Here is a 24,656-nt window from a genome sequence, read left to right as displayed (position 1 = left end):
GTCCTCTTTCACACCGGCCTCCTACGTGTCGCGGTGGATGCGGCCCCGGGTGGTCGACAGCGGCTTGCCGGACCCGCCCCAGCGGATCTGGATCAGCTCGGCGGCGATGGACACGGCGGTCTCCTCGGGCGTGCGCGCCCCCAGGTCCAGCCCGATGGGCGAGCGCAGCCGGGCCAGCTCGTCCTCGGTCATCCCGGCCTCGCGCAGGCGGGCCATCCGGTCGTCGTGGGTGCGGCGTGAGCCCATGGCTCCCACGTACCCGGCGGGCGTGCGCAGCGCCACCTCCAGCAGCGGCACGTCGAACTTGGGGTCGTGGGTGAGCACGCAGATGGCCGTGCGCTCGTCCACCTCGACGGACGACAGGTAGTCGTGCGGCCAGCTGACCACGACCTCGTCGGCCTCCGGGAAGCGCTTGGCGGTGGCGAAGACGGGCCGGGCGTCGCAGACGGTGACGTGGTAGCCGAGGAACTTGCCGATCCGGGCGACCGCCGCGGCGAAGTCGATGGCGCCGAAGACGAGCATCCGGGGCGGCGGCGCGAACGAGTGCACGAACACGGCCAGGTCGTCCAGCCGCCGTTCGCCCTCGCCTCCGTAGTGGCGGATCCCGGTCAGCCCCTGGGCCAGCATGCCGCGCGCGTCGTCGTCCACGGCGTCGTCGAGGCGGCGCGGGCCGAGCGAGCCGGAGGCGCGGTCGGGCCAGATGACCCGGCGGGCGCCGACCTGGCCGGGGCCGGAGATGACGGTGGCGACGGCGACCGGCTCGTGCTTCTCGATCGACTCGGCCACCTGGCCCAGCTCGGGGAAGGTGTCGCGGGAGACCGGCTCGACGAGGATGTCGATGATGCCGCCGCAGGTGAGCCCGACGGAGAACGCGTCGTCGTCGCTGACCCCGTACCGCTGCAGGACGGGGGCGCGGGTCTGGGTGACCTCGGTGGCCAGCTCGAACACCGCGCCTTCGACGCAGCCGCCGGACACGCTGCCGACCACCTCCTGGCCGTGCACGGCCATGGCGGCGCCGGGTGGCCTGGGGGCGCTGCTGAAGGTGCCGACCACGGTCGCGAGCCCGAACTCGAGCCCCGACCTCCACCAGGACATGATCTCGGGGAGCACGTCACGCATGGGCGAGCCTTTCGGTGAGTTCCTCGTAGGCGGCCAGGCTGTGCCCGGCCACCAGAGCGTCGAGGTAGGGCAGGGCGGCCCGCATGCCGCCGGTGAGCGGCTGGTAATCTTCGTACCCTTTATGCGGGTTTACCCAGATTACCCGGTGTGCCTGCCTGGCGAGCCTGGCCATCTGCGCGCGCAGCAGCTCCGGGTCCCCCCGCTCCCAGCCGTCGGAGGCGATGACCGCGATCGCGCCGCGCGCGCTGTACCGGCCCAGGAACTCCTTCAGCTCCTCCCCCAGCCGGGTGCCGCCGCTCCAGTCGGGGATGGCCCGCGACACCGCGTCCAGGGCGGTGCCGGGGTCGCGGTGGCGCAGCTCGGCGGTGACGGGGGTCAGCCGGGTGCCGACCGAGAAGACGCGGGTGGCGCGCGGCTCGCTGCGCACCAGGGCGTGCGCGTAGCGCAGCAGCGTCTCCGCGTACGGCGCCATGGAGCCGCTCACGTCCACGAAGAGCACGACGCGGCGCGGCTTGGTGGTGTGCCTGCGGTGCCGCAGCCGGGCCACCTCGCCTTTCCTGAGCGCGTCGCGGATGGTGCGGCGCTGGTCGAGCACGCCCCGGTGGGCGCTCTCGTACCGGCGCGATCGGCGCGGCGCCCGCCCGGCCCTGAGCATGGCGAGCATCCGGTGCACCTCGGCGCGCTCGGCCTCGGTGAGCCGGGCGACGTCCCGGTGGCGCAGGACCTCGGTGCGGCTGGCGGTGGCGGGCGCGGCCTCGCCGTCCTGCTCGCCCTCGGCGCTCTGCGCGTCGGCGGCGGTGTGCCGGGTGACGGAGGTGACGGCGGCCGGGGCGGCGGTGGCCTTGGCGCCGCCGAAGTACGCCTGGAAGCAGCGGTCGTAGCGGGGCAGGTCGTCGGGGCCCGCGCAGAGCGTGAGGCGGCCCGCCCAGTAGACGTCGCCGGGGTCGGCGACGTCGAGCTGTTCGAGCGCGCTCAGGAAGCCCTGCGTGCGCTCGTGGTCGGCCGCCACCCCGGCCGCCCGCAGCGTACGGGCGAAGCCGGTCATGGTGGCGGCCAGGTCAGCGCTCATGGCGGAGCAGCCCGTCGCCGAGGACCCGTTCGACGTCCTCGCGGTACTTGAGCGCGGCGCCCAGCGTGGCGGCGGCCCGGTCCGGGTCCAGCTCGCGGGCGCCGAGCGTGAGCAGCGCCTCGGTCCAGTCGAGGGTCTCGGCCACGCCCGGCGGCTTGACCAGGTCGGCCGCGCGCAGCCGGGCCGCGGCCCCGGCGACCTGCCGCGCCAGCGTCTCGGTGCAGGCGGGCAGGCGGCGCAGCAGGATCGCCACCTCGCGGTCGAAGCTCGGGTGCTCCAGCCAGTGGTAGAGGCAGCGCCGCTTGAGCGCGTCGTGCACCTCCCTGGTCCGGTTGGAGGTCACCACGACGACCGGCGGCGTCTCCGCCTTGATCGTGCCGAGCTCGGGGATGGAGATGGTGAAGTCCGACAGCACCTCCAGCAGGAACGCCTCGAACTCGTCGTCGGCCCGGTCGATCTCGTCCACCAGGAGCACGCTCGGCTCCGTCTCCAGCGCCTTGAGCAGGGGCCGGGCGATGAGGAAGCGCCGGTCGTAGATCTCCCCTTCGAGTCGCCGCACGTCGGTCACGCCCGCCGCCTCGGCGGCCTTGAGGTGGAGCAGCTGCCGGGCGAAGTCCCAGTCGTACAGGGCCTGGGCGGCGTCCAGGCCCTCGTAGCACTGCAGCCGGATCAGCGGCGCGCCGAGCAGGCCGGCCAGCGTCTTGGCCAGCTCGGTCTTCCCGACGCCCGCCTCTCCTTCCAGAAACAGCGGCCGCCGCATGCGCAGCGCCAGGAACGCCGCGGTGGCCAGTCCGTCGTCAGCCAGATACGCATGCCGGTCGAGCAGCTCGATGAGCTTCTCCGGCGACTCGATGTCCATCGCCCTTATTGTCGGCCGTGTGGCGCTTTCAGGCTATGGGTCACCGCGCTTTCCTGATATTCCCCGTACTCCGTGACTACTCGGTGGCGACTACTCGGGGGCGACTACTCGGGGGCCTCGCTGCGGGCCCGGATGAGCGCGGCGAGCTCGGCGATGGCGCGGCGGGCGGCGGGCTTCTCGGAGCCCTGGATGCCCATCGCGCCGATCGTCCGCCCGTCGGAGAAGTCGATCCGGGGCCACGGATCTCCCTGCGTGAAGGTCACGGCGATGACCTCGGGCCAGGTGTAGCGGTGGGTGCGGAGCGCGTTGACCAGGGTGACGCCCTCCTCGTCGGCCTCCACCCGGACCCGGCCCAGCAGGTGGAGCACGTACGCCACCGCGCAGCCGAACCCCACGATCCCGATCCGGTCGGGCAGCTGGAACGGCGGGGCGATCAGGATCGCCATCACCACCGCGCCGAGGATGATCAGCGCGGCGAGGACGTAGGCGACGATCCTCCCCCGGCGCGGACGCCAGGTGACCGGCAGCGGAGGAGGAGTTACGGACGCAGACACGATCGTGAATCTACCGCAGGTCAGGCCAGGGCCCTCAGGAGGAGTGCGGTCTCCAGCGCCGCGATCGCGGACTCGTACCCCTTGTCCTCCTTGCTGTCCGGCAGTCCCGAACGGTCGAGCGCCTGATCGAGGGTGTCGCAGGTGAGCACCCCGTTGCCGACCGGGGTGCGTTCGTCGAGCGAGACCCTGGTCAGCCCGGCGGTGACCGAGTCGCACACGTAGTCGAAGTGGGCGGTCTCGCCGCGGATCACCGCGCCCAGCGCCACCACCGCATCGCAGCGGCGGGCCAGCGCCTGGGCGATCACGGGCAGCTCCAGCGAGCCCGGCACCCGTACCACCGTGGCGGTGGCGCCGGCGTCCTCGCAGGCGCGCACCGCGTGGTCCACCAGCCGGTCGGTGATGTCGGCGTGCCAGCGCGCGGCCACCACGCCGACGGTCAGCCCCGACGCGTCCGGCACCGCGGTGATCGCCGGACGTCCCTCGCCGCTCATGACGCCTCCTGGATCTTGTCGATCTCGCCGTTGATCTCGTGTCCCAGCCGGTCGCGCTTGGCCTGCAGGTAGCGCGTGTTGTACGGGTTGACGGCGACGGGCATCGGCTCGCGGCCGAGGACCTTGATGCCGTAGCCGTCCATTCCCGCCATCTTGGCCGGGTTGTTGGTCAGCAGCCGCACTCCCTTGATCCCCAGGTCGGCGAGGATCTGGGCGGCGTTGGAGAACTCCCGGGCGTCCACCGGCAGCCCCAGCTCGACGTTGGCGTCGACGGTGTCGACCCCGGCGTCCTGGAGGCTGTAGGCGCGGAGCTTGGCCAGCAGCCCGATGCCGCGGCCCTCGTGGCCGCGCAGGTAGACGATCACGCCGCGGCCCTCCTCGGCGATCGCCGCCATCGCGCGGTCGAGCTGCACCCCGCAGTCGCAGCGCAGCGAGCCGAACACGTCGCCGGTCAGGCACTCGGAGTGGGCGCGGACCAGCACGTCCTCGCCGTCACCGAGGTCGCCCAGCACGAGCGCGACGTGCTCGCCGCCGTCGAGGGCGCTGGAGTAGCCGTACGCCCGCCAGAGCCCGTGCTCGTTGGGCAGCTTGGTCTCGGCCACCCGGGTGACCATGTTCTCGGTCCGCCGCCGGTGGTCGACGAGCTGCTCGATGGAGACGAGCGCCAGGCCGTGCTCGTCGGCGAAGGCGCGCAGCTCGGGCAGCCTGGCCATGGTGCCGTCGTCGTTGACCACCTCGGCCAGCACCCCGGCGGGGGCGAGCCCGGCGAGCCTGGCCAGGTCGACGGCGGCCTCGGTGTGGCCGCGCCGGACCAGCACGCCGCCCTCGCGGTAGCGCAGCGGGAAGATGTGGCCGGGCCGGACCAGCTCGTCCGGCTCGGTCGCGGAGTCGGCCAGCGCCCGGATGGTCTTCGCCCGGTCGGCGGCCGAGATGCCGGTCGTGATGCCGTCGCGGGCGTCCACGCTGATCGTGTACGCGGTGCGCAGCCGCTCCTGGTTGTCCTGGACCATGAGCGGCAGGCCGAGCCGGTCGAGGTCCTGGCCCTCCATCGGCACGCAGATCACGCCGCTGGTGTACCTGATGGTGAAGGCGAGCAGCTCGGGGGTCGCCTTGGCGGCGGCGAAGATGATGTCGCCCTCGTTCTCGCGGTTCTCGTCGTCGACGACCACCACGGGGCGGCCGTTGCGGATGTCGTCGATCGCCCGCTCGACGGGGTCGAGGATGCTCCCGGTCATGCCGCCACCGCCACGCTCGCCGCGGTGGTGGCCCGGTATTCGCGCAGCCACTTGACGAAGCCGGCCAGCACCATCACGAAGAAGATCGCGTACACGGTGCCGGAGACGTACAGCCCGGAGTTGAACGCGACCGGCACCCCGACGAGGTCGACCGCGACCCAGACGATCCAGAAGTCGACGAGCGCGCGGCCCTGCGCCCACGTGGCGACCGCGCCGCCGACGAAGATGTAGGCGTCGGCGGCCACGATGGCCAGCGGCGCGTCCGGGTACCAGGAGAGGTTGAACGTCTTGAACAGCGCCGTCACCACGATCGTGCCGACCACGGCCGCGGCGATCAGCGCCAGCCGCTCCCGGCCGGTCGCGGGCCGCACCCGCAGCGCGTGCTCCTGGGTGCCCTGGCGCCACTTCCAGAAGCCGTAGACCGCCAGCAGGCCGAACAGGACCTGCTTGAGCGCGTTGCCGGTGACGTGCGCGCTGACGGAGGCGGCGAACAGCAGGACGGCGCCGGTGAACTGGACCGGCCAGGTCCAGATGGACTTGCGCATGGCGAACACCACGGTCGCCAGGGCGCAGATGTTGCCGATCAGATCGGTCCACCGCACCGGCAGACCGAAGATCTCGATCGATGCGTCCGCCCAGCTCATCGGGCGCCCACCAGCCTCTCCACGTACTTCGCGATCACGTCCACCTCGATGTTCACCAGGTCGCCCGGCTGCCGCTCGCCCAGGGTGGTCAGTTTGAGCGTGGTCGGGATGAGGCTCACGCCGAAGCTTCCCTCGTCAACGGTCGTCACGGTCAGGCTGATTCCGTCGACGGCGATCGAACCCTTCTCCGCGACGTACCTGCCGAGGGAGGCGGGCAGGGTGAAGCGCATGTTCTCCCAGTTGTCGCCGGGCTCCCGGGACAGCAGCTCGGCGGTGCCGTCGACGTGACCCTGCACGATGTGGCCGCCGAGCCGCTGGTCGGCGCGGACGGCACGTTCCAGGTTGACCCCGGACCCCTCCGACAGGGCGCCCAGCGAGCTGCGGTCGAGCGACTCCTTCATCACGTCCACGGTGAAGACGTCGCCGCGCACCTCCACGACGGTGAGGCAGACGCCGTTGACGGCGATCGAGTCGCCGTGGCGGGCGTCGGAGGTCACCACGGGGCCGCGCACCGACAGCCTGGCGCCGCCGCCTTCCGGCTCCACGGCGACGACCTCGCCCTGCTCCTCGATGATTCCGGTGAACATCACTTCTCCCTGCGGGGTTGCGGGGGCGCGGGGCGTGCGACGAGCCGCACGTCAGGCCCGATGGAGGAAACCTCTTCGAAGATCAGGCGGTGCGCCTCGCCGATGGTGCGCACCCCGGCCTCGCCCAGCGCGGCGGCGCCCGCGCCCAGCAGGGCGGGGGCGACGTAGGCGACGATCCGGTCGACCAGCCCGGCGGCCAGGAACGCTCCGGCCAGCGTGGGGCCGCCTTCCAGGAACACGCTGATCACGTCGCGGGCGGCGAGTTCCTTGAGCAGCGCGCGCAGGTCCAGGCCGCCTGCGTCGCGGGGCACGCGCAGCAGGTCGGCGCCGAGGGCCGTGACGGTGTCGGCGGCGACGGCGACGAGCGTGGGCGCGGCGCCGTCGAGCACCCGCGCGGTGGCGGGGGTCCTGGCGTCCGGGTCGGCCACCACGCGCAGCGGGCGGCCCTCGGTCAGGGCGGGCCTGGCGGTGAGGTGCGGGTCGTCGGCCAGCACGGTGCCGACGCCGGCCAGGATTGCGTCGCTGCGGGCGCGCAGCCGGTGCACGTCGGCCCGGGCCTCGGGGGAGGTGATCCACTGGCTGGTGCCGTCGGCGGCGGAGGAGCGGCCGTCGAGGGTGGCTGCGAACTTCCACGTCACGTGCGGGCGGCCGAGCCGGGCGAAGGTCAGCCACTCGGCGTTGACCCGCTCCGCCTCCTCGGCCAGCACTCCGGCCGTCACGTCGATCCCGGCCGCGCGCAGCCGCGCGGCGCCGCCGGCGGCCTTCGGGTTGGGGTCGGCGACCGCGTAGACGACGCGGGCCACGCCCGCTCTCAGCAGGGCGCGGGTGCACGGGCCGGTCCTGCCGGTGTGGTCGCAGGGTTCGAGGGTCACGTACGCGGTGCCGCCGCGAACCCGCTCCCCCGCCTCGCGCAGGGCGGCGGCCTCGGCGTGCGGTCCTCCCGCGTACGGATGGAACCCCTCCCCCGCGACGCGGCCCGCGGCGTCGAGCACGACGCAGCCGACGACGGGGTTGGGGCTGGTGCGGCCGTGCCCGCGGGCGGCCAGTTCGACGGCGCGGGCCATGTGGACCGCGTCCTGCGGGGATCCCGCCACCGGGGCCTCCTACTCGCCAGTAGCTCCAAGCCGTGGCGGGCCCCGGGGGGTATGACGGGTGCGCGAACGCACCTTCTCGGCACCCGGCGAGACGCCGGGCACCCGCGCGCTTCCTCCCATCCGGACTTTCACCGTCGGTCCCGGAATTTCACCGGGTCAACCGGCCGATGGCCTCGGCCGGGTCGCGGACTGTCACCGCCGGTTCGGACTTTCACCGACCCCGGAGCACGCTAGCTCTGTCTCTACCAGTGTGCCATGCCGGAAATCATGCGTGCGACCAGGGCCGGGGATCTTAGGGGTCAGGCGGTCATGAGCCTGCGGGCGCGGCGGGCGTCCGGGCTGTAGCGGACGTTCGCCGGGACCAGGCCGATGCCGGTCTGCAGGGTCCGCAGGACTCCTGTCGCCCACAGGTCGCCGAACGGCGTCGCGGGCACCCCGTACAGGCGTCTGGCCCAGCGCGGCAGGGTGGCGAAGGCGAGCACGGTCAGGGCCGGCACCACGGGCCGCAGGGTGGCGAGCAGGCCCGGCAGCGGCGTGCTGAGTGAGGAGCGGAGCGGATGCGCCGCCTCCGGGACGAGGCGCAGCCACGGGCGGGCGGACTCGATGTAGGCGTGCAGCTCGGCGACGGAGCCGGGCACGCTCCCCGGGTCCAGGCCGACGACCTCGGCGGCGCGGCGCCACTCGGCCACGAAGGCGTCCGCGTCGGCGTCGCTCAGCCGCACCCCGGCGCGGCGGGCCACGGTCAGGTAGGAGTCGACCTCGCCGACGTGCACCCAGCGCAGCGACTCGGGCTCGTCGAGGCGGTAGCGCTCGCCGGTGTCGGGGTCGCACGCGGTGAGCGTGGCGTGGATCCTGCGGACCCGGCGGCCCGCCCGCTCGACCTCGGCGCGCGTCCCGTACGTGCGGACGCGGACGAATTCGGTGGTCCGGACGAAACGCGCCCAGGCTTCGGCGGGATCCATAAGTGCGGAGTTCTGCAGGACGCCGCGCATCGCACGGGGATGGAGGCCCTGCATGAGAAGCGCCCGGAAGCCGCCGACCAGCAGAATCGGCTCGCCCATCACCCGCCACGTCACGGACTCCGGCCCGAACAGCCCGTGGTCTTCCATGCCGACGGGGTACCCAGCCAGGGCCGGGGTTATGTCACAGATGTGTCCTGATTGTGCCGTGATTCCGTGAATAAGGAGGGTTTATCCGGGTCACTATGCTGGCATCTTTCACTACGCAGGGTCAACGACTTTGCGAGCACGACCGAATGTAATTTTTACAACAAATTTACAAGAAGCCGCCGGGCCATTGTCATTTCCCGACAGGACTGGAAACGTCACCTCTGGCCCGGAATTTCCGGATTTCGTACGTGCTTGAGGGACCCCGACTTCATGACGACACCGACGTCCACCACGATCACCCCCGACGCGGCGTCCGTGACCGAACCCCAGGAGACCGCCGGCCGCTCACCCGGCCAGCTCATGTGGATGCGCTTCCGCCGCGACCGCGTCGGCATCGCCTCCGCGGTGATCGTCCTCTTCTTCTTCCTGGTCGCGCTCTTCGCCCCCGTGATCTCGTGGCTGTACGGCAAGGACCCGTACACGCTGTACGGGCAGGACATCCCCGGACTGCTGAACGACTACGGCTATCCGATCCTGCCCAACGGCGGCATCAGCTCCGAGTACTGGTTCGGGCTGGAGCCCAGCCTGGGGCGCGACGTGTTCACGCAACTCGTGTACGGCATCAGGACGTCGCTCGGCATCGCCGTGGCCGCCACGCTGATCATCACCACGCTCGGCATCGTGATCGGCGTCGTGGCCGGCTACCTCGGCGGCAGGACCGACTACTTCGTCGGGCGGATCATCGACCTGACGCTGTCCTTCCCGTCGACGATCTTCATCATCGCGTTCATGCCGGTGGTGGAGAGCCTCCTGGTCGCGCCCGACGAGGAGACGCCGGTCATGCTGCGCGCGGTCTCACTGACGATCATGCTCAGCGCCTTCGGCTGGGCGGGCCTGGCCCGGCTGCTCCGCGGCTACGTGCTGTCGCTGCGCGAGCGGGAGTTCGTCGAGGCCGCCAAGGTCACCGGGGCGTCCCCGGCCCGGATCGTCTTCAAGGAACTGCTGCCCAACCTGTGGACGCCGATCCTCATCCAGTCGACGCTGCTGCTGCCGGCGATGGTGACGGCCGAGGCGGGGCTGTCGTTCCTCGGGGTCGGGATGGGCGAACTGGTGCCCGACTGGGGGCGGATGTTCCTGCGGGCGACCCAGGTCTACCAGAACGACATCACGTACCTGATCTTCCCCGGCGTCGCTCTGCTGATCTTCGTGGTCGCCTTCAACCTGCTCGGCGACTCCGTACGCGACGCTTTCGACCCCAAGATCAAGCGCTAGAGGAGAGAGATGAACCACCGTACGAGGTCGGTGCTCGCGGTGCTCGCCGCGGCGTCCCTGGCGTTGGTCGGCGCGTGCGCGCCGGGCAACCAGGGCGCGCCGTCGGCGGCCCCCAGTTCCGGAGAGACCGCCGCGCCGCCACAGGCGGAGTACAAGGTCCCCGTGATCAGCCTCGGCACCGCCGAGGACTCCGTGGGCCCGGCCATCGAGCCGGAGGGCGTGGTCAAGGGCGGCACCGTCACCATGATCGACCGTGACGACTTCGCCCACCTGGACCCGGCCCAGATCTACACCAACACCGAGGCCAACTTCAGCCTGCTCATCCACCGCGGCCTGACCGGCTACAAGCGGGTCGCCGAGGGCGAGTACAAGCTGGTGGGCGACCTGGCCACCGACGCGGGCACGGTGTCCGACGGCGGCAAGACCTGGACCTTCACCCTCAAGGACGGGGTGAAGTGGCAGGACGGCTCGCCGATCACGTCCGAGGACGTGAAGTGGTCGATCGAGCGGATGTTCGCCCCGTTCATCACCTTCGGTCCCGCGTACATCCAGCAGTGGCTGACCGAGGAGGACTACCGCAAGGCGTACGAGGGCCCGTACGACGGCAAGCGGCTCGACGCCATCGAGACGCCGGACGAGAAGACCGTCGTCTTCAAGTTCAAGACGCCGCACGCCGACGCCAACTACGCCTTCGCCATGGCCGGCTACTCCATCGTGCCCAAGGACAAGGACACCAAGGAGAAGTACGACAAGGAGCCCGTCTCCTCCGGCCCGTACATGATCAAGTCCCACACCGTCGACAAGTCGATGGAGCTGGAGCGCAACCCGCACTGGGACCCCGCCACCGACCCCATCCGCGGCGCCTACCCGGACGTGTGGAAGCTGGAGTTCGGCCAGGAGAACCTGCAGATCACCGACCGCCTCGTCGCGGACAACGGCCCTGACCAGCAGGCGTTCACCTTCTACGCGTCCGTGCCGCCGGAGCGTCTGCAGCAGGTGCTCCAGGACGACAGCCTCGCCGAGCGGCGCATGATCAGCCCCTCGCCGTACGGCAACTACTACTACTTCAACCTCGACCGGGTGAAGGACATCAAGATCCGCCAGGCGATCAACTACGCGTGGCCGTCGAAGCAGATCCAGCAGACGATGGGCGGCCCGGCCGCCGCGGCGCTGCCGACGACGATCCTGAACGAGAACACCACGGTCGGGTACGAGGCGTACGACCTGTACGGCAAGACCGAGAAGCCCGAGGGCGACATCGAGAAGGCCAAGGAGCTGCTGGCCGAGTCGAGCGACCCGAACCCGACCATCGTCTACGCCTACAACCAGACGCCGGTCCAGGAGCAGATCACCGTCGTGATCAAGAACGCCCTGGAGAAGGCCGGCATCAAGGTCGTGACCAAGCCGCTGGACCGCAAGACGTACTACGACTCGATCAGCCAGGTCGAGAACGGGTTCGACCTGTACTGGGGCGGCTGGGGCGCCGACTGGCCGTCCGGCTCGACCGTGATGCCGCTCATCTTCGGCCCGGTCCGCGACGGCGGCTACAACCTGACGCACCTGCGCGACCCCGAGCTGGACGCGAAGATGAAGGAGATCTCCGAGAACCCGGACATCGACGCGGCCAACGCCGCCTGGATGGCCCTGGACCGGGAGGTCCAGGAGAAGCACGCGCCGCTGGTCGTCGCCGAGAACCGGATCGGGACCTGGCTGCGCGGTTCCAAGATCGGTGGTGCGGAGGTCGATCCGCAGATGTGGATCATCTCCCCGAACACCATCTTCGTGAAGCCGTAGTGCCCCCGCCCCGGGCGTCCGCGCGGGCGCCCGGGGCACCCTCTTGGAGATCTCGTGCTGCGATTCCTCATCCGCCGCGTGCTGGGAGCGGCGGTCATCCTGCTGGTCATCTCGGCGGTGACCTTCTTCCTGTTCTACGCGATCCCCGCCGACCCGGCCCGGCTCGCCTGCGGCAAGGTGTGCCCGCCGGAGACGCTGGAGCAGGCCCGCCGCAACCTGGGCATCGACCAGCCGCTCCTGGTGCAGTTCGTGTCATGGCTGTCCGGGATCTTCGTCGGCCGCGACTACGAGGGCCTCGGCAACTGCCCGGCGCCCTGTCTCGGCTTCTCGTTCGTCAACAAGGCCCCGGTGTTCGAGACGATCATGGACCGGATGCCGGTCACGATCGCGCTCACGCTCGGCGCCGCGGTGATCTTCCTGATCTTCGGCGTGGCCACCGGCATCGTCGCCGCGCTGCGCCAGGGCAAGCCGCTCGACAAGATCGCCAGCGTGTCGTCGCTGATCGGCGCGTCGGTGCAGATCTACTTCGTCGGCACCCTGGCCATGTATTTCTTCGTGTACCAGACCCAGGTGTTCCACCAGCCCAAGTACGTGCCGATCACCGAGGATCCGCTCGGCTGGTTCAACGGCCTGCTGCTGCCCTGGCTGGTGCTGGCGATCATCTTCACCGCCAACTACACCCGTATCACCCGCTCCACCATGGTGGAGAACCTCAACGAGGACTTCGTCCGCACGGCCAGGGCCAAGGGCATGCGGGAACGGAGCGTGGTGCTGCGGTTCGCGCTGCGCGGCACGCTCACGCCGATCGTCACGATCTTCGGCGTGGACCTGGGCACCCTGATCGGCGGCGCTATCATCACCGAGACCACGTTCGGCCTGCAGGGCATCGGCCGGCTCGCGGTCCGCGCGGTCGACTACTCCGACCTGCCGACGCTGATGGCCACGGTGCTGCTCGCCGCCGCCGCGATCGTGGTGATGAACGTGGTCGTCGATTCCCTGTACGCCGTCATCGACCCCCGCGTGAGGCTGAGCTGATGTTTCTCGAAGTCAACGACCTCACCGTCGACTTCCACACCGAGGACGGCGTCGTGCACGCCGTGGACGGGCTCTCCTTCGAGGTCGAACGGGGCAGCACCCTGGGCATCGTGGGCGAGTCCGGCTCCGGCAAGTCGGTGACGAACCTGGCCGTGCTCGGCCTGCACAACCCGGAGACCTCGAAGATCTCCGGCAGCATCAAGCTCGACGGCAAGGAGCTGCTGGGCGCGTCCCGCTCCACGATGGAGCGGCTGCGGGGCAACGAGATCGCGATGATCTTCCAGGACCCGCTGACCTCGCTGTCCCCGTTCCACAGCATCGGCGCGCAGATCGCCGAGGTGTACCGCAAGCACAAGGGCGCGTCCAAGTCGGCGGCGTGGGACCGGGCGATCGAGATGCTCGACCGGGTCGGCATCCCGCAGCCCAAGGTCCGCGTCGACCACTACCCGCACCAGTTCTCCGGCGGCATGCGGCAGCGCGCCATGATCGCGATGGCGCTGGTCTGCGACCCCGGCCTGCTCATCGCCGACGAGCCGACCACCGCGCTGGACGTCACCGTCCAGGCGCAGATCCTCGACCTGCTGCGCGACCTGCAAGAACAGTCCGGCAGCGCGATCATCCTGGTCACGCACGACCTGGGCGTGGTGGCCAGCACCGCGCACGACGTGCTGGTCATGTACGCGGGACGCGCCGTGGAGCGCGGCACCATGCGCGAGGTGCTGCGCGAGCCCCGCCACCCCTACACCTGGGGGCTGCTCGGGTCCATGCCGAGCCTGGCCCACCCGGTGGACGTGCCGCTGCGCCCGGTCCGCGGCACCCCACCCAGCCTGATCAACGTTCCGCCGGGCTGCCCGTTCCACCCCCGCTGCGACTACATGGAGCTGCTGGGGCGCGAGGTGTGCACCGGCGAGCGGCCGGAGCTGTCGCCGCACCGCGGCCACGGCGACGCCTGCTACCTGCCGCTGAAGCAGAAGGCGGAGATCCGCGCGCGGGCCGCCGGTAAGGAGACGACGTGACGGAGAAGCTGCTGGAGCTGTCCGGCCTGGAGAAGCACTTCCCCGTCAGAGGCGGCTCGTTCATCAAGCGCCAGGTCGGCGCCGTGCACGCGGTGGACGGGCTCGACCTGGTGGTGCACGAGGGCGAGACGCTCGGCCTGGTCGGCGAGTCGGGGTGCGGCAAGTCCACCACGGGCAGGCTGGCCGCCCGGCTGCTGGAGCCCACCGGGGGCACGATCAGCTACCGGGGCGCCGACATCAGCCACGCCTCCCGGCGGGCGCTGAAGCCGATCCGCTCCGAGATCCAGATGATCTTCCAGGACCCGTACTCGTCGCTCAACCCGCGCCACACCGTCGGGTCGATCATCAAGGGCCCGATGGAGATCAACGGCATCGACCCGCCGGGCGGCCGGGAGGCCAGGGTCCGCGAGCTGCTGGAGATCGTCGGGCTCAACCCCGAGCACTACAACCGCTTCCCGCACGAGTTCTCCGGCGGCCAGCGCCAGCGCATCGGCGTCGCCCGGGCGCTGTCGGTCAACCCGAAGCTGATCATCGCGGACGAGCCGGTGTCGGCGCTGGACGTGTCGATCCAGGCCCAGGTGATCAACCTGCTGCAGCAGCTGCAGCGGGAGCTGGGCATCGCGTTCCTGTTCATCGCGCACGACCTGGCCGTGGTCCGGCACTTCTCGCAGCGGGTCGCCGTGATGTACCTCGGCAAGATCGTGGAGATCGCCGACCGGGAGTCGCTGTACGAGCAGCCCCGCCACCCGTACACGCACGCCCTGCTGTCGGCCGTCCCCGACCCCGACCTGGACGCGCCGCCCCGCGAGCGCATCCGCCTGGCGGGCGACGTGCCCTCGCCGATCAACCCGCCGTCCGGCTGCCGCTTCCGCACCCGCTGCTGGAAGGCGCAGGACAAGTGCGCGACCGAGGAACCGCCGCTGGTGCGCCTGGACGGCAACCGCGACGGCCACCTCACCGCCTGCCACTTCCCGGAGGACCAGGCGACGGCGGGCAGGGACATCGTCCTCGACCCGGCCCTCAAGGACTGACCCGTCCTCAACCTGGCCTTCCGGCACTTACCCGGGGCCCTGCCCGCAGGGCGGGGCCCCTTCAGCCGGTCAGGACGCCTGTTCGGCCAGGGCGCGCAGCTTGTCGATCGCCGCCTGCCGGTCGTCGGCCCCGTAGACGGCGCTGCCCGCGACGAACACGTCGGCCCCCGCCTCGGCGCACCGCTCGATGGTGTCGGCCGCGACCCCGCCGTCGACCTGGAGCCACACCTGGCCGCCGTGGCGTTCGATGAGCGCCCGCGCCCGCCGGATCTTCGGCAGCACCATGTCGAGGAACTTCTGCCCGCCGAACCCGGGCTCGACCGTCATCAGCAGCAGCATGTCGAGCTCGCCGAGCAGGTCCTCGTACGGCTCCACGGGCGTCGCCGGATTGAGCGCGAGCCCCGCCCTGGCCCCCTGCGCCCGGATCTCCCGCAGCGTGCGCACGGGCGCCGACGCCGCCTCCGCGTGGATGGTCACGCTCCCCGCCCCCGCCTCCGCGTACGACGGCGCCCACCGGTCGGGGTCGCTGATCATGAGGTGGCAGTCGAGCGGGATCGAGGTCGCCTTGCGCAACGCCTCGACCACGGGCAGCCCGAGGGTCAGGTTGGGCACGAAGTGGTAGTCCATGACATCCACGTGCAGCCAGTCGGCGTTAGGCACCGCGGCGGCCTCGTCGGCGAGGCGGGCGAAGTCCGCGGAGAGGATGCTGGGAGAGATCTGTACGGCCATGATGCCCCGAGTCTATTGGTCGCCTCTCCCCGCCATCCCCCGGGAGGCCCGCGTGTTACGGACGCTTCCGGAGCAGGGCCAGGAACATCGCGTCGGTCCCGTGCCGGTGCGGCCAGAACTGCGCGTGCGGCCCGTCGCCCAGCCCGCCGACCTCCGGCAGGTAGTCGCGCGCGTCGAGCTGCTCCACGTCGTCCCTGCGCGCCAGCACGTCGCCGACGACCACCCGCGTCTCGGCCAGATGCGGCGAACAGGTGACGTACGCGACGACACCCCCCGGCCTGACCGCCTCCAGAGCGGTGACGAGCAGCCGCCGCTGCAACCCGCTCAGCTCCGCGATCCCCGACGGATCCCGCCGCCACCGCGCCTCGGGCCTGCGCCGCAGCGCCCCCAGCCCGGTACAGGGCGCGTCCAGCATGACCCGGTCGAACGTCCCAGGCCGCCAAGCCGGCTCGGTCCCATCCGCCGTGACCACCCCGGCCTCACCCACGGCCTGCCGCACCAGCCGCGCCCGATGCTGCTGCACATCAGCGGCCACCAGCCGCGCCCCACCCCGGAACACCCGCACAGAACCCCGGCCCCCGGCCCCACCGGCCCCAGACACACCGGACACACCGGACACACCGGACTCGCCGATGAGCGAGGCACCTCCAGCTGCCGCACCGATCTCTTCTGCCGGAATACGTCCGCTCCCGCCGGGACCACTGACCTCACCGGCCTCGCCGACGGGCGTGCCGCCACTCCCACCGTCCTGGATGGACGGTGTAGCGCCCTCCAGGTCGCCGTGGGTGGCGATGGCGTCGAGCAGGCCCGCCTTGCCGCCGGGCCCCGCGCACAGGTCGAGCCAGCGTTCGTCACGCCCGTCGATCGGGACGCGGGTGAGGGCGAGCGCCACCAACTGGCTGGCCTCGTCCTGCACCGCCGCCCGGGCCTCGGCCACAGCCGGGATCTGGCCGGGGTCGCCCTCGGGCAGGTAGGCCCCGTACGGGGAGTAACGCGCGGGTTCGGCGCCCGCGTCACGCAGCTCCTTCACCGAGGAGCGCCCGGGCCGGGCCACCAGCGTCACCAGCGGCCGCTCGTTGTCGGCCGCCAGCACCTCGACGGTCTCGCCGGCGTCCGGGCCGAGCGCGTCGCGGAAGGCGGTCACCACCCAGCGCGGATGGCTGTGGGCGACGGACAGATGGCCGGCAGGGTCGCGCTCAGGATCGGGCGCGACGATCGCCACCCACTCCTCCAGCGTCCGCCCGGCGATCTTGCGCAGCACCGCGTTGACGAACTTGGCCGGCCCCTGCCCGACGCGCAGCCGTACCAGATCGACCGTGGTGCCGACGGCGGCGTGCGGCGGGACGCGCATCTTGAGCAACTGGTGGGCGCCGAGCCGGAGCGCGTCGCGCACCACCGGATCGGGCGCCCGGTCGCCGCACACGTCGATGATCGCGTCGTAGGTGCCGAGCCCGCGCAACGTCCCGTAGGTCAGCTCGGTGGCGAGCGCCGCGTCGCGCCCGGTGATGCCGCGCTCGCGCAGGAGCTTCGGCAGCAGCAGGTTGGCGTACGCGTCGCGCTCGGCGACGGCGCGCACCACGTCGAAGGCGGCGTTGCGCGCCTGATCGCGCACCGGTCGGCGCGGCCTGCCCTTGCCCGCGGACCCCCGTGGTCTCATGCCCCCCGACTTCCCATCGCGCCGCCGGACCGACCGGCCCAGGCACTCACACAAGACGCTCCCCGCCCGCCGGACCCACCGGCCCGGGCGCTCACGTAAGACGCTCCCCGTCGGCCGGGCGCACGCCGCGCGCCCACTCGACCGCGGTCATCACTCGCTTGCCCTGCGGCTGGACCTCGACCAGCTCGACCGGGTCGGTGGCGGTGCCGGCCAGGACGCGGTGCTTGCCGGCGGCCAGCTCGCCGGGGGCCAGGCGCTCCTCACCGGCGGCGACGCGCACGGGGCCCAGCTTGACCCGCTGCCCGCGGAACTCGGCCCACGCCCCCGGGTTGGGGGTGCAGGCACGGATGAGCCGGTCGACACGCATGGCGGGCGCGGACCAGTCGACCCGGGCGTCCGAGACAGTGATCTTGGGGGCGAGGCTCACCCCCTCGGACGGCTGCGGCCGGGCTTCGAGCGTGCCGTCCTCGATGCCGTCGAGGGTGGCGGCGAGCAGCCCGGCGCCGGAGACCGACAGCCGCTCCAGGAGGGCGCCGCTGGTGTCGTCGGGCCGGATCGGCTCGGTGACCACGCCGAAGACCGGGCCGGCGTCGAGCTCCTTGACGATGCGGAACGTGGTCGCGCCGGTGATCTCGTCGCCGTGCAGCACGGCGTGCTGCACGGGGGCGGCGCCCCGCCAGGCGGGCAGGATCGAGAAGTGGAGGTTGACCCAGCCGTGGCGCGGGATGTCGAGCGCCGCCTGCGGCAGCAGCGCCCCGTACGCGACGACGGGGCAGCAGTCGGGTTCCAGGGCGCGCAGCCGGTCGAGGAAGTCCGGGTCGCCGGCCTTCGCCGGGCGCAGCACCTCGATGCCCGCCTCCTCGGCCAGCTCGGCCACCGGCGAGGGGTGGACCTTGCGGCCGCGCCCGGACTGGGCGTCGGGCCGGGTGACGACCGCGACGACCTCGTGGCGCGGTGAGTCGATGAGGGCCCGCAGCGACGGCAGCGCCGTCTCCGGGGTGCCGGCGAAGACCAGGCGCATCGTCAGAGGGCCTTTCCGCCGGTCGGGTGAGGCGAGAACTTGACCGTGGGCGGCTGCATCCCGCTCCACTCGGCCTCGCGGACGGCCTTCATGGCGAGCTTGCGCTGCTGCGGGTCCATCCGGTCGATGAACAGGATGCCGTCGAGGTGGTCGGTCTCGTGCTGGAGGCAGCGCGCCATCAGGTCGGTGCCCTCCACCACGACCGGCTCCCCGTACATGTTGAAGCCCTTGGCGACGGCGCGCACCGAGCGCGGCGTCGGGAAGGACAGGCCGGGGAAGGACAGGCAGCCCTCCTCGCCCTCCTCGTCGATGTCGCCCGACAGGTCGAGGTCGGGGTTGACGAGGTGGCCGAGCTGGTCGTCGACGTAGTAGGTGAACACCCGCAGCCCGACCCCGATCTGCGGCGCGGCCAGGCCGGCGCCCGGCGCGTCCATCATCGTGTCGGTGAGGTCTTGGACGAGCTTGCGGAGCTCCTTGTCGAAGTCGACCACCGGAGCCGCCGGGGTGCGCAGCACCGGGTCTCCGAACAGCCGAATCGCCTGGATCGCCAAGGGTCACTCCGTTTCTTCGAGGGATCGACTCAGTCTAATGGGCCGCCGAGCGCGCCTTCATCGCCGCTTTGCGGGCGGCCTTGACGACGGCCTCGTCGTCGTGGGCGCGGGCGATCATGTCGAGCACGGCGACCGTGTCGGGATGGCCGACGGCGGGCATCTCGGCGACGAGGCGGATCAGGTCCTCACTCGGCTCGGGCGTGTCGAGCCGTTCGGTCGCGTCGCCGGACAGGTGCATGAGGGCGGCCAGCGAGTCGACGGCGATCCAGGTGTGGTCCTCGGGGCTGAGCGGCGGCGCGTCGAGGTCGCGGATGTGCAGCCAGGAGGCGGCGTAGCGGCGCATGAGCGGCAGGTCGAGCGCCTCGCGCAGGGGCTTCTCGGCCTCTGGGCCCAGCTCCTCCAGGACGGCTCCGACGGCGCCGCGGCTGCCGGCGGTGCCTTCGGCGGCGATGGCGATCAGCTCGCGGGCGGCCTGCTCGGCCGGGCGGCGCTCCAGCCATCCGGCCACCGCGCTCTGCGTGGCGGTCCCGCTGACCAGGGCCTCGACCAGCTCGGTGGCGGTCAGGTCGGCGAACACCTCGACCTCGGCCGTGGTCGGCGCGTCGTGGCCCTCGCGCAGCAGGTCGCGCCGGACGGCCCAGACGCCGAGCGGGGTGAGCGCGGTGCGGCCGGCGGCGGTCTGCTCGACGATGCCGCAGTAGGCGAGCAGCGACAGCGCCTGCAGCAGGTCGCCGGGCAGCGCGGCGGCCAGGCGGCGCATCCCGGCCGGGCCGGGCGCGCAGGCCACCTCGTGGGACTGCAGGATGCCGCGGGCCAGGTTGGCGACGGCGACGCCGCTTCGTACGGAATAGATCGTGGCGAGCATCTCGGCCAGGTGGTCGTCGACGACACGTGACCCGGTCAGGCCCTCGTCGGCGCGGTCGAGCACGTCCATGACGACGCCGTCCCAGAACTCCAGCGTGGCCTCGACGGTGAGCCGCTGCGGCAGCGGCCCGCGCGAGGCGCGCCCGCCGAGGATCTGGAGCAGGCCGGTGTTGACCGCGACGATCCAGATGAGGCGCAGGCGGGAGGCGTCGAGACCGAGCTCGGCGACGGCGGCGCGGGCGTCGGCCTCGATGAGCAGCCCCTCGGCGGTGACGGGGCGCTCGCCGGTCCAGCCGGCCAGCCGCACGGCGTCGGCCACCAGCGGCACCCGAGGGACCTCCCGCGCCAGCTCGGCGTCACCGGCGAGGGTGACGGGCGGGAAGGTCAGCGCCTCGCGCTCCGCGGGCGTCTCCTCCGGCGGCCGGGACGGCACGGCGGCCTGATCATCGATCAGCTTGCGCAGCTCGGCGAGGTCGAAGACGTTGTTGGCCACCCACGAAACTTACTGCACGTCCGTCACAGAAGCGTACTTCAACGGATCGCGCCCGAGCGTGCCTTGACCGCAGCCTTCGCCACGAACTCCACACCAGTCACAGAAGCGAACCTCAGCGAATCCCGCGCGACCGCGCCTCACGCGCAGCCTTGACCGCGAACTCCACACCACGCCAACCTCAGCGGATCGCCCGTGACCGCGCCTTGAACGCGGCCTTGCGCGCGGCCTTGGCCGTGGCGGTGTCGGGCAGCGAGCGTCCGAGCAGTTCCAGGACCTCGACCACGTCGGGGTGGTCGACCTGCCACATCTCCTCGATCATCTGGGCGGTCGGGCCGGAGGCGGCCATGTTCTCGGCGAACATGTCGGGGGCCTCCTCGGCGGCGGGCAGCGCCAGCGCCAGCATGTCGACGCTGACCCACAGCAGCTCGTCGTGGGTGAGCTGCGGGGCGGGCAGGCCGCGGGCGGTGAGCCAGTGGATGGCGTGCGGGCGCAGCTCGGCGTCGTCGAGCACGCCACGCAGCGCCGGCTCGGCCTCGGCGCCGAGCCGGTCGACGATGGTGACGGCGATCCCCCGGGCCACGGCGGGCGCCCCCGAGGCGGCGCCGAGCAGCTCCGCGGCGGCCTCTCCGGGGCTCCTGGCCGCCAGCCACCGATCGATGTCGTCCTCGGCCAGCTCGGCCGGCACGCCGTCGAGCAGCCCCTCGATGAGCCCGCGCGCGTCGGCCTCGGCCAGGTCGGGCGCCTGCGGCGCGTCGAGGCCCAGCGCCAGGTAGTGCTCGCGCAGCGCCCACACGGCCGCCGGGGTGAGCTCGGCCTCGTCGCCGGTGACGCGGACGAGGCCGCACCAGGCGAGCCGGTCGAGCACGGCGGGCACGTCGACCTCGTGGTCGACGAGCTCGTCCAGGTATTCGCCGATCACCTCGGCGGGCACCGGCGCCTGCACCCGGTAGAACATGTCGAACAGGTCGTGGAGCTCCTCGTCGAGCTCTGCGGAGCCGGTGACCTCGCCCTTTGTGTCGCCCTCGACCAGGTGGGCGACGACGGCCGCCCACCGGCCCAGCGGGTCGCCGGGCGCGGACAGCCCTTCGAGGTACGGGACGGCTCCCCGGTCGAGCTCGGCCAGGAGCGGGACGCCGCGCAGCTCCTCCTCCAACGCCTCGGGCGCGGCGAGCCGGACGGCGGGGCGCGGCATGCAGCCGGGGCAGTCGCAGGGCGCCTCCCCCAGGTCGGGCACCTCACCGGACGGGATGGCGATGGACTGTTCGAGCGCCTCCGGCCCGATGGAGCTGAACAGGCTCTTGGCCATGCCGAAGTTGGCCGGGTCGGCCAGGGCCTGCGGCATCCGGGTCTCGATGTCGTCCAGCCGCTCGCGCATGGCGGCGGCGGTCTCGTCGCCCACCTCGCCCGACTCCTGCAGATAGCGGACGAGGGTGCGCCCGGCGGCCACGGTCTCCTGGGCGCTCTCCGGCGGTGCGATGACCTTGCGCGGATAGATGGACAGCAACAGCTCGTCGAAGGTCGCGGGCGTGAAGTCAGCGAGCTTGTTGACGTTCAGATAGTCGCTGGCGTAATCGCAGAGCAGGCGGACCTCGTCCGCATCCACCTCGACGCCCTGAGCACGCCCCCACGCGCGCAGGTCGTCGATGGCCGAGTTCACCCATTCGATCGACACACAGGCACGCTAACGGCTTGCTTACAGATGAGCGAATCGGGGAAACCGTCTAAATCAGGTCGAGCGGGTCAACACACACCTTCACTACCTCTGGTGCTTTCCGGGCAGCACGCACCCCATTCGCCCCTTTAAGCGCAGCCGCCAGAGCAGCCCCCGCCGGGCGCGGCACCCGTACCATGGCCCGTTCCTGACCCCCGTCGTCCACCGGCACCGGGCCCAGCACCTGCGCCCCCGCGGGCAGCCGCGTCTCCTCCAGCAGCTGCCGCACCGCCGAGGCGGCGCCGGTCAGCGTGGCCATCCGCACCGCCGGCGGGAACCCCAGCTCCGCCCGGTCGGCCAGCTCCCGCTCGGCGAACGTCACCGGATCCCAGCGCACCACCGCCTGCACGGCGGGCAGCGCCGCGTCGGCCAGCACCACCAGCTCGCCCCCCGGGCGGAGCAGAGCGGCGGCGTTCAGCCACCGCCGCACCGCCTCCTCCCCCGCCCGCAGATCGGCCCGCCCCAGCAGCGCCCACCCGTCGAGCAGCACGGCCGCCGCGTACCCGCCCTCGGCCACCGGCTCCGCCCCCGGCGTCGCCACCACCAGCGCGGGCTTGCCGTTCACCTGGGTCAACACCCCGTCCCGCCCCGACGTCCGCACCGGCACCGACGGGAACGCCCTGCCCAGCTCCTCCGCCGTCCGCCTGGCCCCCACCACCACGGCCCGCATCCGGCGGCTCCCGCACCCCGGGCACTTCCACCCGGCGTCGACCCTGCCGCACCACCGGCAGAAGGGCGCCGCATGCCCGCCGCGCAACGCCAGCGGCCCATGACAGAACTCCTCGCCGCCCCCACCCGGCACATCGCCTGACGGAACTCCTCCGTACGCCTCGGACCCCACACCCTGCGCTGGGCCCCCAACGGCGTCGGAGCGGCCACGCGCCCTCCCCCCGCCTGCATCGCCTGCCCCCGGGCCACGCCCGGCGGCTTCCTCGTACGGGATCCGCCCGTCATCGGGGAACCGGCCGGAACCCGGCACGGGCAGGCTGACCCTCGTCGGCGGATGGGCACACCGGGCGGGGGCCCGGCAATGAGCGCAGGCGAGAGCAGGCAGATACCCCCGCCGCGGAACCTGCACCAGCACCGGCCCATGCTCCAGCCCCTGACGCAGCGCCCGCCACGCCACACTGGGCAGCCGCGCCGCCCGCGCCGCCTGGTCCCGCGCCAGCTCGGCATCCTCCCCAGCGGCCCTCACCCGAGGAGCCCTGCGCCTGATCTCCTTCCTGGCCGCCACGATCGGCCGCGCCCACCCGGCGGCGATCAGCTGCGTGGCCTCGGCCGTACGCGCGTACCCGCCGATCAGCATCCCCGCCCCAGTCCGATGCGCGCGCAGCCCCAGCACCTCGCGGGCATGCGGGTACGGAGCCAGCCGCTCGGCGTGCAGATCGTCGCCGTCGTCCCAGATGGCCACCAGCCCGAGCCCGGCCACAGGCGCGAACATCGCCGCCCGCGTCCCCACCACCGCCCGCACCTGCCCCCGCAGCACGCTCAGCCATCGCCGGTACCGCTCCGCAGGCCCCAGATCCGACGTGAGCGCCACGTGCCGCCCCGGCCCCAGCACCCGCCCCAGCTCGGCATCCAGCAACGCCACATCCTTGCCGTCGGGCACCACGGCCAGCGCGCCCCTGCCGCCCTCCAGCGTCGCCCGCACAGCCTCGGCGAACCCCGTCGCCCACCCGCCCCCACCGGGCAGCGCCGTCCACACCGCCCGCGGCGCCCTCCCCTCCCGCAACGCCTCCACAAACGACGGCCCCACCGGATAATCCGCCCACGACCCCGCACCTGGGTCGCCCACGCCCTCCCGCGAAGACACCGGGTTCTCCGATCCGGGCACACCTCGCTCCGGGAAAGCCGCCTCGTGCGCACCCTCACCCGCCGAGGGCACCTCTCCGGGAGAGTCCTCCCGCCTGGACGAGGCTTCCTGCCAGGGCGTCTTTCCCTGCACGGGGCCGGTCTCCCGCGCCTGTGCGTACGCCTCTCCCCCGCCTTCGCTCCCCCGCACGGGTGTCTCCGCACGTGCGGACACGACTTCCCGGGCGGCGGCATCCCGTGCGGGGAGATCTTTTCGTACGGGCACAGCCTCCGGCTCAGGAGACGGCCGGGTGGCGTTCTCGGTTCTGGCGTGGCGGGGCGGGATGGCGAGCCGGAGGACGTCGGCCAGCGTGCCCGCGTAACGGTCGGCCACCGCCCTGGCCAGCCCGGCGATCTCAGGCGTCAGCACCCGCTCGGGCGAGATGACCCGTTCCAGCGGCGTCAGCTTGCCCACATGGTCGCTCTGCTCCACGCGCTCCAGCAGGAACCCGTCCACCAGCTTGCCGGCGAACCGCACCCGGACCCGCACCCCCGGCCGAGCCGTCTCGTGCAGGCGCTCGGGCACCAGATAGTCGAACGCCCGGTCGAGGTGGGGCAGCGGGTTGTCCACGGCCACCCGGGCGACGGGCAGCTCGGGGGCGGGGACGACGGCTCCCTTGACGTCCTTCGGCGACGGCGCGGGCCGCACGGCGTCGAGCGGCAGGAGGGCGTCGTCGGAGTCGGTCACGAACTACGTCTACCAGACCCGCCGACCTGGAAAGCCCACCTCACCCGGAGCCGGGGACGCCCCTTCCCGGGCACGGCGAAACGACCGCGGAAGCTCTCCAGGAGAGCAGACGACCTCTCCGGAAAACGTCACGTCCGACAACCCCGGCAGGGTCCGTCCCACAGACAGCGGCGCGAAGCCAC

Annotated in this window: 22 protein-coding genes and 1 riboswitch; of the genes, 5 read left to right on the top strand and 17 right to left on the bottom strand. The window is 72.3% G+C overall.

The genetic code is table 11. The annotated features are described in order from the left end of the window. Positions 1 to 21: 21 nt before the first annotated feature. The 10 genes from AB0J42_RS09085 to AB0J42_RS09040 all read right to left on the bottom strand — a co-directional run bounded on the left by AB0J42_RS09085 (position 22) and on the right by AB0J42_RS09040 (position 8,761). Positions 22 to 1,119 carry an XdhC/CoxI family protein gene (locus AB0J42_RS09085; RefSeq protein ID WP_364290596.1) on the bottom strand — a complete coding sequence of 366 codons (1,098 nt, stop codon included), beginning with the start codon at positions 1,117 to 1,119 and terminating at the stop codon, positions 22 to 24. Continuing rightward, a complete protein-coding gene (locus tag AB0J42_RS09080) occupies positions 1,112 to 2,188 on the bottom strand; it encodes a VWA domain-containing protein (protein ID WP_364290594.1) in 1,077 nt (358 codons plus the stop codon). The genes AB0J42_RS09085 and AB0J42_RS09080 overlap by 8 nt, the downstream gene beginning before the upstream one ends. Next, positions 2,178 to 3,047 carry a MoxR family ATPase gene (locus tag AB0J42_RS09075; protein WP_364290592.1) on the bottom strand — a complete coding sequence of 290 codons (870 nt, stop codon included), beginning with the start codon at positions 3,045 to 3,047 and terminating at the stop codon, positions 2,178 to 2,180. Before AB0J42_RS09075 ends, AB0J42_RS09080 begins: the two co-directional genes overlap by 11 nt. 104 nt (positions 3,048 to 3,151) lie before the next feature. Beyond that, a complete protein-coding gene (locus tag AB0J42_RS09070) occupies positions 3,152 to 3,601 on the bottom strand; it encodes a PH domain-containing protein (protein ID WP_364290590.1) in 450 nt (149 codons plus the stop codon). A 20-nt stretch (positions 3,602 to 3,621) separates the two neighbouring features. Continuing rightward, positions 3,622 to 4,092: a 6,7-dimethyl-8-ribityllumazine synthase gene (ribH, locus tag AB0J42_RS09065; RefSeq protein ID WP_364290588.1), complete on the bottom strand. Its 471-nt coding sequence runs from the start codon at positions 4,090 to 4,092 to the stop codon at positions 3,622 to 3,624. Beyond that, complete coding sequence (locus AB0J42_RS09060; RefSeq protein WP_364290586.1) at positions 4,089 to 5,327, bottom strand: bifunctional 3,4-dihydroxy-2-butanone-4-phosphate synthase/GTP cyclohydrolase II; 1,239 nt, start codon at positions 5,325 to 5,327, stop codon at positions 4,089 to 4,091. Before AB0J42_RS09060 ends, ribH begins: the two co-directional genes overlap by 4 nt. After that, positions 5,324 to 5,971 carry a nicotinamide riboside transporter PnuC gene (gene pnuC, locus AB0J42_RS09055; protein ID WP_364290584.1) on the bottom strand — a complete coding sequence of 216 codons (648 nt, stop codon included), beginning with the start codon at positions 5,969 to 5,971 and terminating at the stop codon, positions 5,324 to 5,326. Before pnuC ends, AB0J42_RS09060 begins: the two co-directional genes overlap by 4 nt. Continuing rightward, positions 5,968 to 6,558, bottom strand: a complete 591-nt coding sequence (locus tag AB0J42_RS09050; RefSeq protein WP_364290582.1) for a riboflavin synthase — start codon at positions 6,556 to 6,558, stop codon at positions 5,968 to 5,970. Before AB0J42_RS09050 ends, pnuC begins: the two co-directional genes overlap by 4 nt. Continuing rightward, positions 6,558 to 7,652 carry a bifunctional diaminohydroxyphosphoribosylaminopyrimidine deaminase/5-amino-6-(5-phosphoribosylamino)uracil reductase RibD gene (ribD, locus tag AB0J42_RS09045; protein ID WP_364290580.1) on the bottom strand — a complete coding sequence of 365 codons (1,095 nt, stop codon included), beginning with the start codon at positions 7,650 to 7,652 and terminating at the stop codon, positions 6,558 to 6,560. The genes AB0J42_RS09050 and ribD overlap by 1 nt, the downstream gene beginning before the upstream one ends. A gap of 102 nt (positions 7,653 to 7,754) precedes the next feature. Next, positions 7,755 to 7,885: riboswitch (FMN riboswitch) on the bottom strand. A 66-nt stretch (positions 7,886 to 7,951) separates the two neighbouring features. Further along, on the bottom strand, positions 7,952 to 8,761 hold the full coding sequence (locus AB0J42_RS09040) for an oxygenase MpaB family protein (RefSeq protein ID WP_364290578.1): 810 nt from the start codon (positions 8,759 to 8,761) through the stop codon (positions 7,952 to 7,954). Between the two features lie 270 nt (positions 8,762 to 9,031). Here AB0J42_RS09040 and AB0J42_RS09035 point away from each other — a divergent pair, with 270 nt between their 5' ends. Genes AB0J42_RS09035 through AB0J42_RS09015 form a run of 5 tightly spaced genes read left to right on the top strand, consistent with a single transcriptional unit; the run spans position 9,032 to position 14,909 of the window. After that, positions 9,032 to 10,033: an ABC transporter permease gene (locus AB0J42_RS09035; RefSeq protein ID WP_364290576.1), complete on the top strand. Its 1,002-nt coding sequence runs from the start codon at positions 9,032 to 9,034 to the stop codon at positions 10,031 to 10,033. A gap of 9 nt (positions 10,034 to 10,042) precedes the next feature. Next, positions 10,043 to 11,827 (top strand): ABC transporter substrate-binding protein, encoded by a 1,785-nt coding sequence (locus AB0J42_RS09030; protein ID WP_364290574.1) that lies wholly within the window; start codon positions 10,043 to 10,045, stop codon positions 11,825 to 11,827. Positions 11,828 to 11,881: 54 nt separating this feature from the next. Beyond that, a complete protein-coding gene (locus AB0J42_RS09025) occupies positions 11,882 to 12,862 on the top strand; it encodes an ABC transporter permease (protein WP_364290572.1) in 981 nt (326 codons plus the stop codon). Next, positions 12,862 to 13,878: an ABC transporter ATP-binding protein gene (locus tag AB0J42_RS09020; protein ID WP_364290570.1), complete on the top strand. Its 1,017-nt coding sequence runs from the start codon at positions 12,862 to 12,864 to the stop codon at positions 13,876 to 13,878. The genes AB0J42_RS09025 and AB0J42_RS09020 overlap by 1 nt, the downstream gene beginning before the upstream one ends. Beyond that, entirely contained in the window at positions 13,875 to 14,909 is a 1,035-nt protein-coding gene (locus AB0J42_RS09015) for an oligopeptide/dipeptide ABC transporter ATP-binding protein (protein ID WP_364290568.1), read from the top strand. The genes AB0J42_RS09020 and AB0J42_RS09015 overlap by 4 nt, the downstream gene beginning before the upstream one ends. Positions 14,910 to 14,978: 69 nt before the next feature. On the opposite strand, the gene rpe is transcribed toward AB0J42_RS09015, so the two are convergent. The 7 genes from rpe to AB0J42_RS08980 all read right to left on the bottom strand — a co-directional run bounded on the left by rpe (position 14,979) and on the right by AB0J42_RS08980 (position 24,435). After that, a complete protein-coding gene (rpe, locus tag AB0J42_RS09010) occupies positions 14,979 to 15,638 on the bottom strand; it encodes a ribulose-phosphate 3-epimerase (protein ID WP_364290566.1) in 660 nt (219 codons plus the stop codon). Positions 15,639 to 15,693: 55 nt separating this feature from the next. After that, positions 15,694 to 17,295, bottom strand: coding sequence for a transcription antitermination factor NusB (locus AB0J42_RS09005; RefSeq protein WP_364290564.1), 1,602 nt, complete (start codon positions 17,293 to 17,295; stop codon positions 15,694 to 15,696). 91 nt (positions 17,296 to 17,386) lie between these two features. Further along, positions 17,387 to 18,316, bottom strand: a complete 930-nt coding sequence (gene fmt / locus AB0J42_RS09000) for a methionyl-tRNA formyltransferase (protein WP_364290562.1) — start codon at positions 18,314 to 18,316, stop codon at positions 17,387 to 17,389. A 2-nt stretch (positions 18,317 to 18,318) separates the two neighbouring features. Then, positions 18,319 to 18,867 (bottom strand): peptide deformylase, encoded by a 549-nt coding sequence (gene def / locus AB0J42_RS08995; protein ID WP_364290561.1) that lies wholly within the window; start codon positions 18,865 to 18,867, stop codon positions 18,319 to 18,321. A gap of 34 nt (positions 18,868 to 18,901) precedes the next feature. Next, on the bottom strand, positions 18,902 to 20,224 hold the full coding sequence (locus AB0J42_RS08990) for a hypothetical protein (protein WP_364290560.1): 1,323 nt from the start codon (positions 20,222 to 20,224) through the stop codon (positions 18,902 to 18,904). 178 nt (positions 20,225 to 20,402) lie between these two features. After that, positions 20,403 to 21,896 carry a hypothetical protein gene (locus tag AB0J42_RS08985; protein ID WP_364290558.1) on the bottom strand — a complete coding sequence of 498 codons (1,494 nt, stop codon included), beginning with the start codon at positions 21,894 to 21,896 and terminating at the stop codon, positions 20,403 to 20,405. A 49-nt stretch (positions 21,897 to 21,945) separates the two neighbouring features. Continuing rightward, positions 21,946 to 24,435, bottom strand: coding sequence for a primosomal protein N' (locus AB0J42_RS08980; RefSeq protein WP_364291105.1), 2,490 nt, complete (start codon positions 24,433 to 24,435; stop codon positions 21,946 to 21,948). Positions 24,436 to 24,656: the final 221 nt, after the last annotated feature.

The sequence above is a fragment of the Nonomuraea sp. NPDC049649 genome, from assembly GCF_040675175.1.
Classification (GTDB): Bacteria; Actinomycetota; Actinomycetes; order Streptosporangiales; family Streptosporangiaceae; genus Nonomuraea.
The sequence above is the reverse complement of the archived record's forward strand: the minus strand, read 5'-3'. Positions and strand labels throughout refer to the sequence as shown.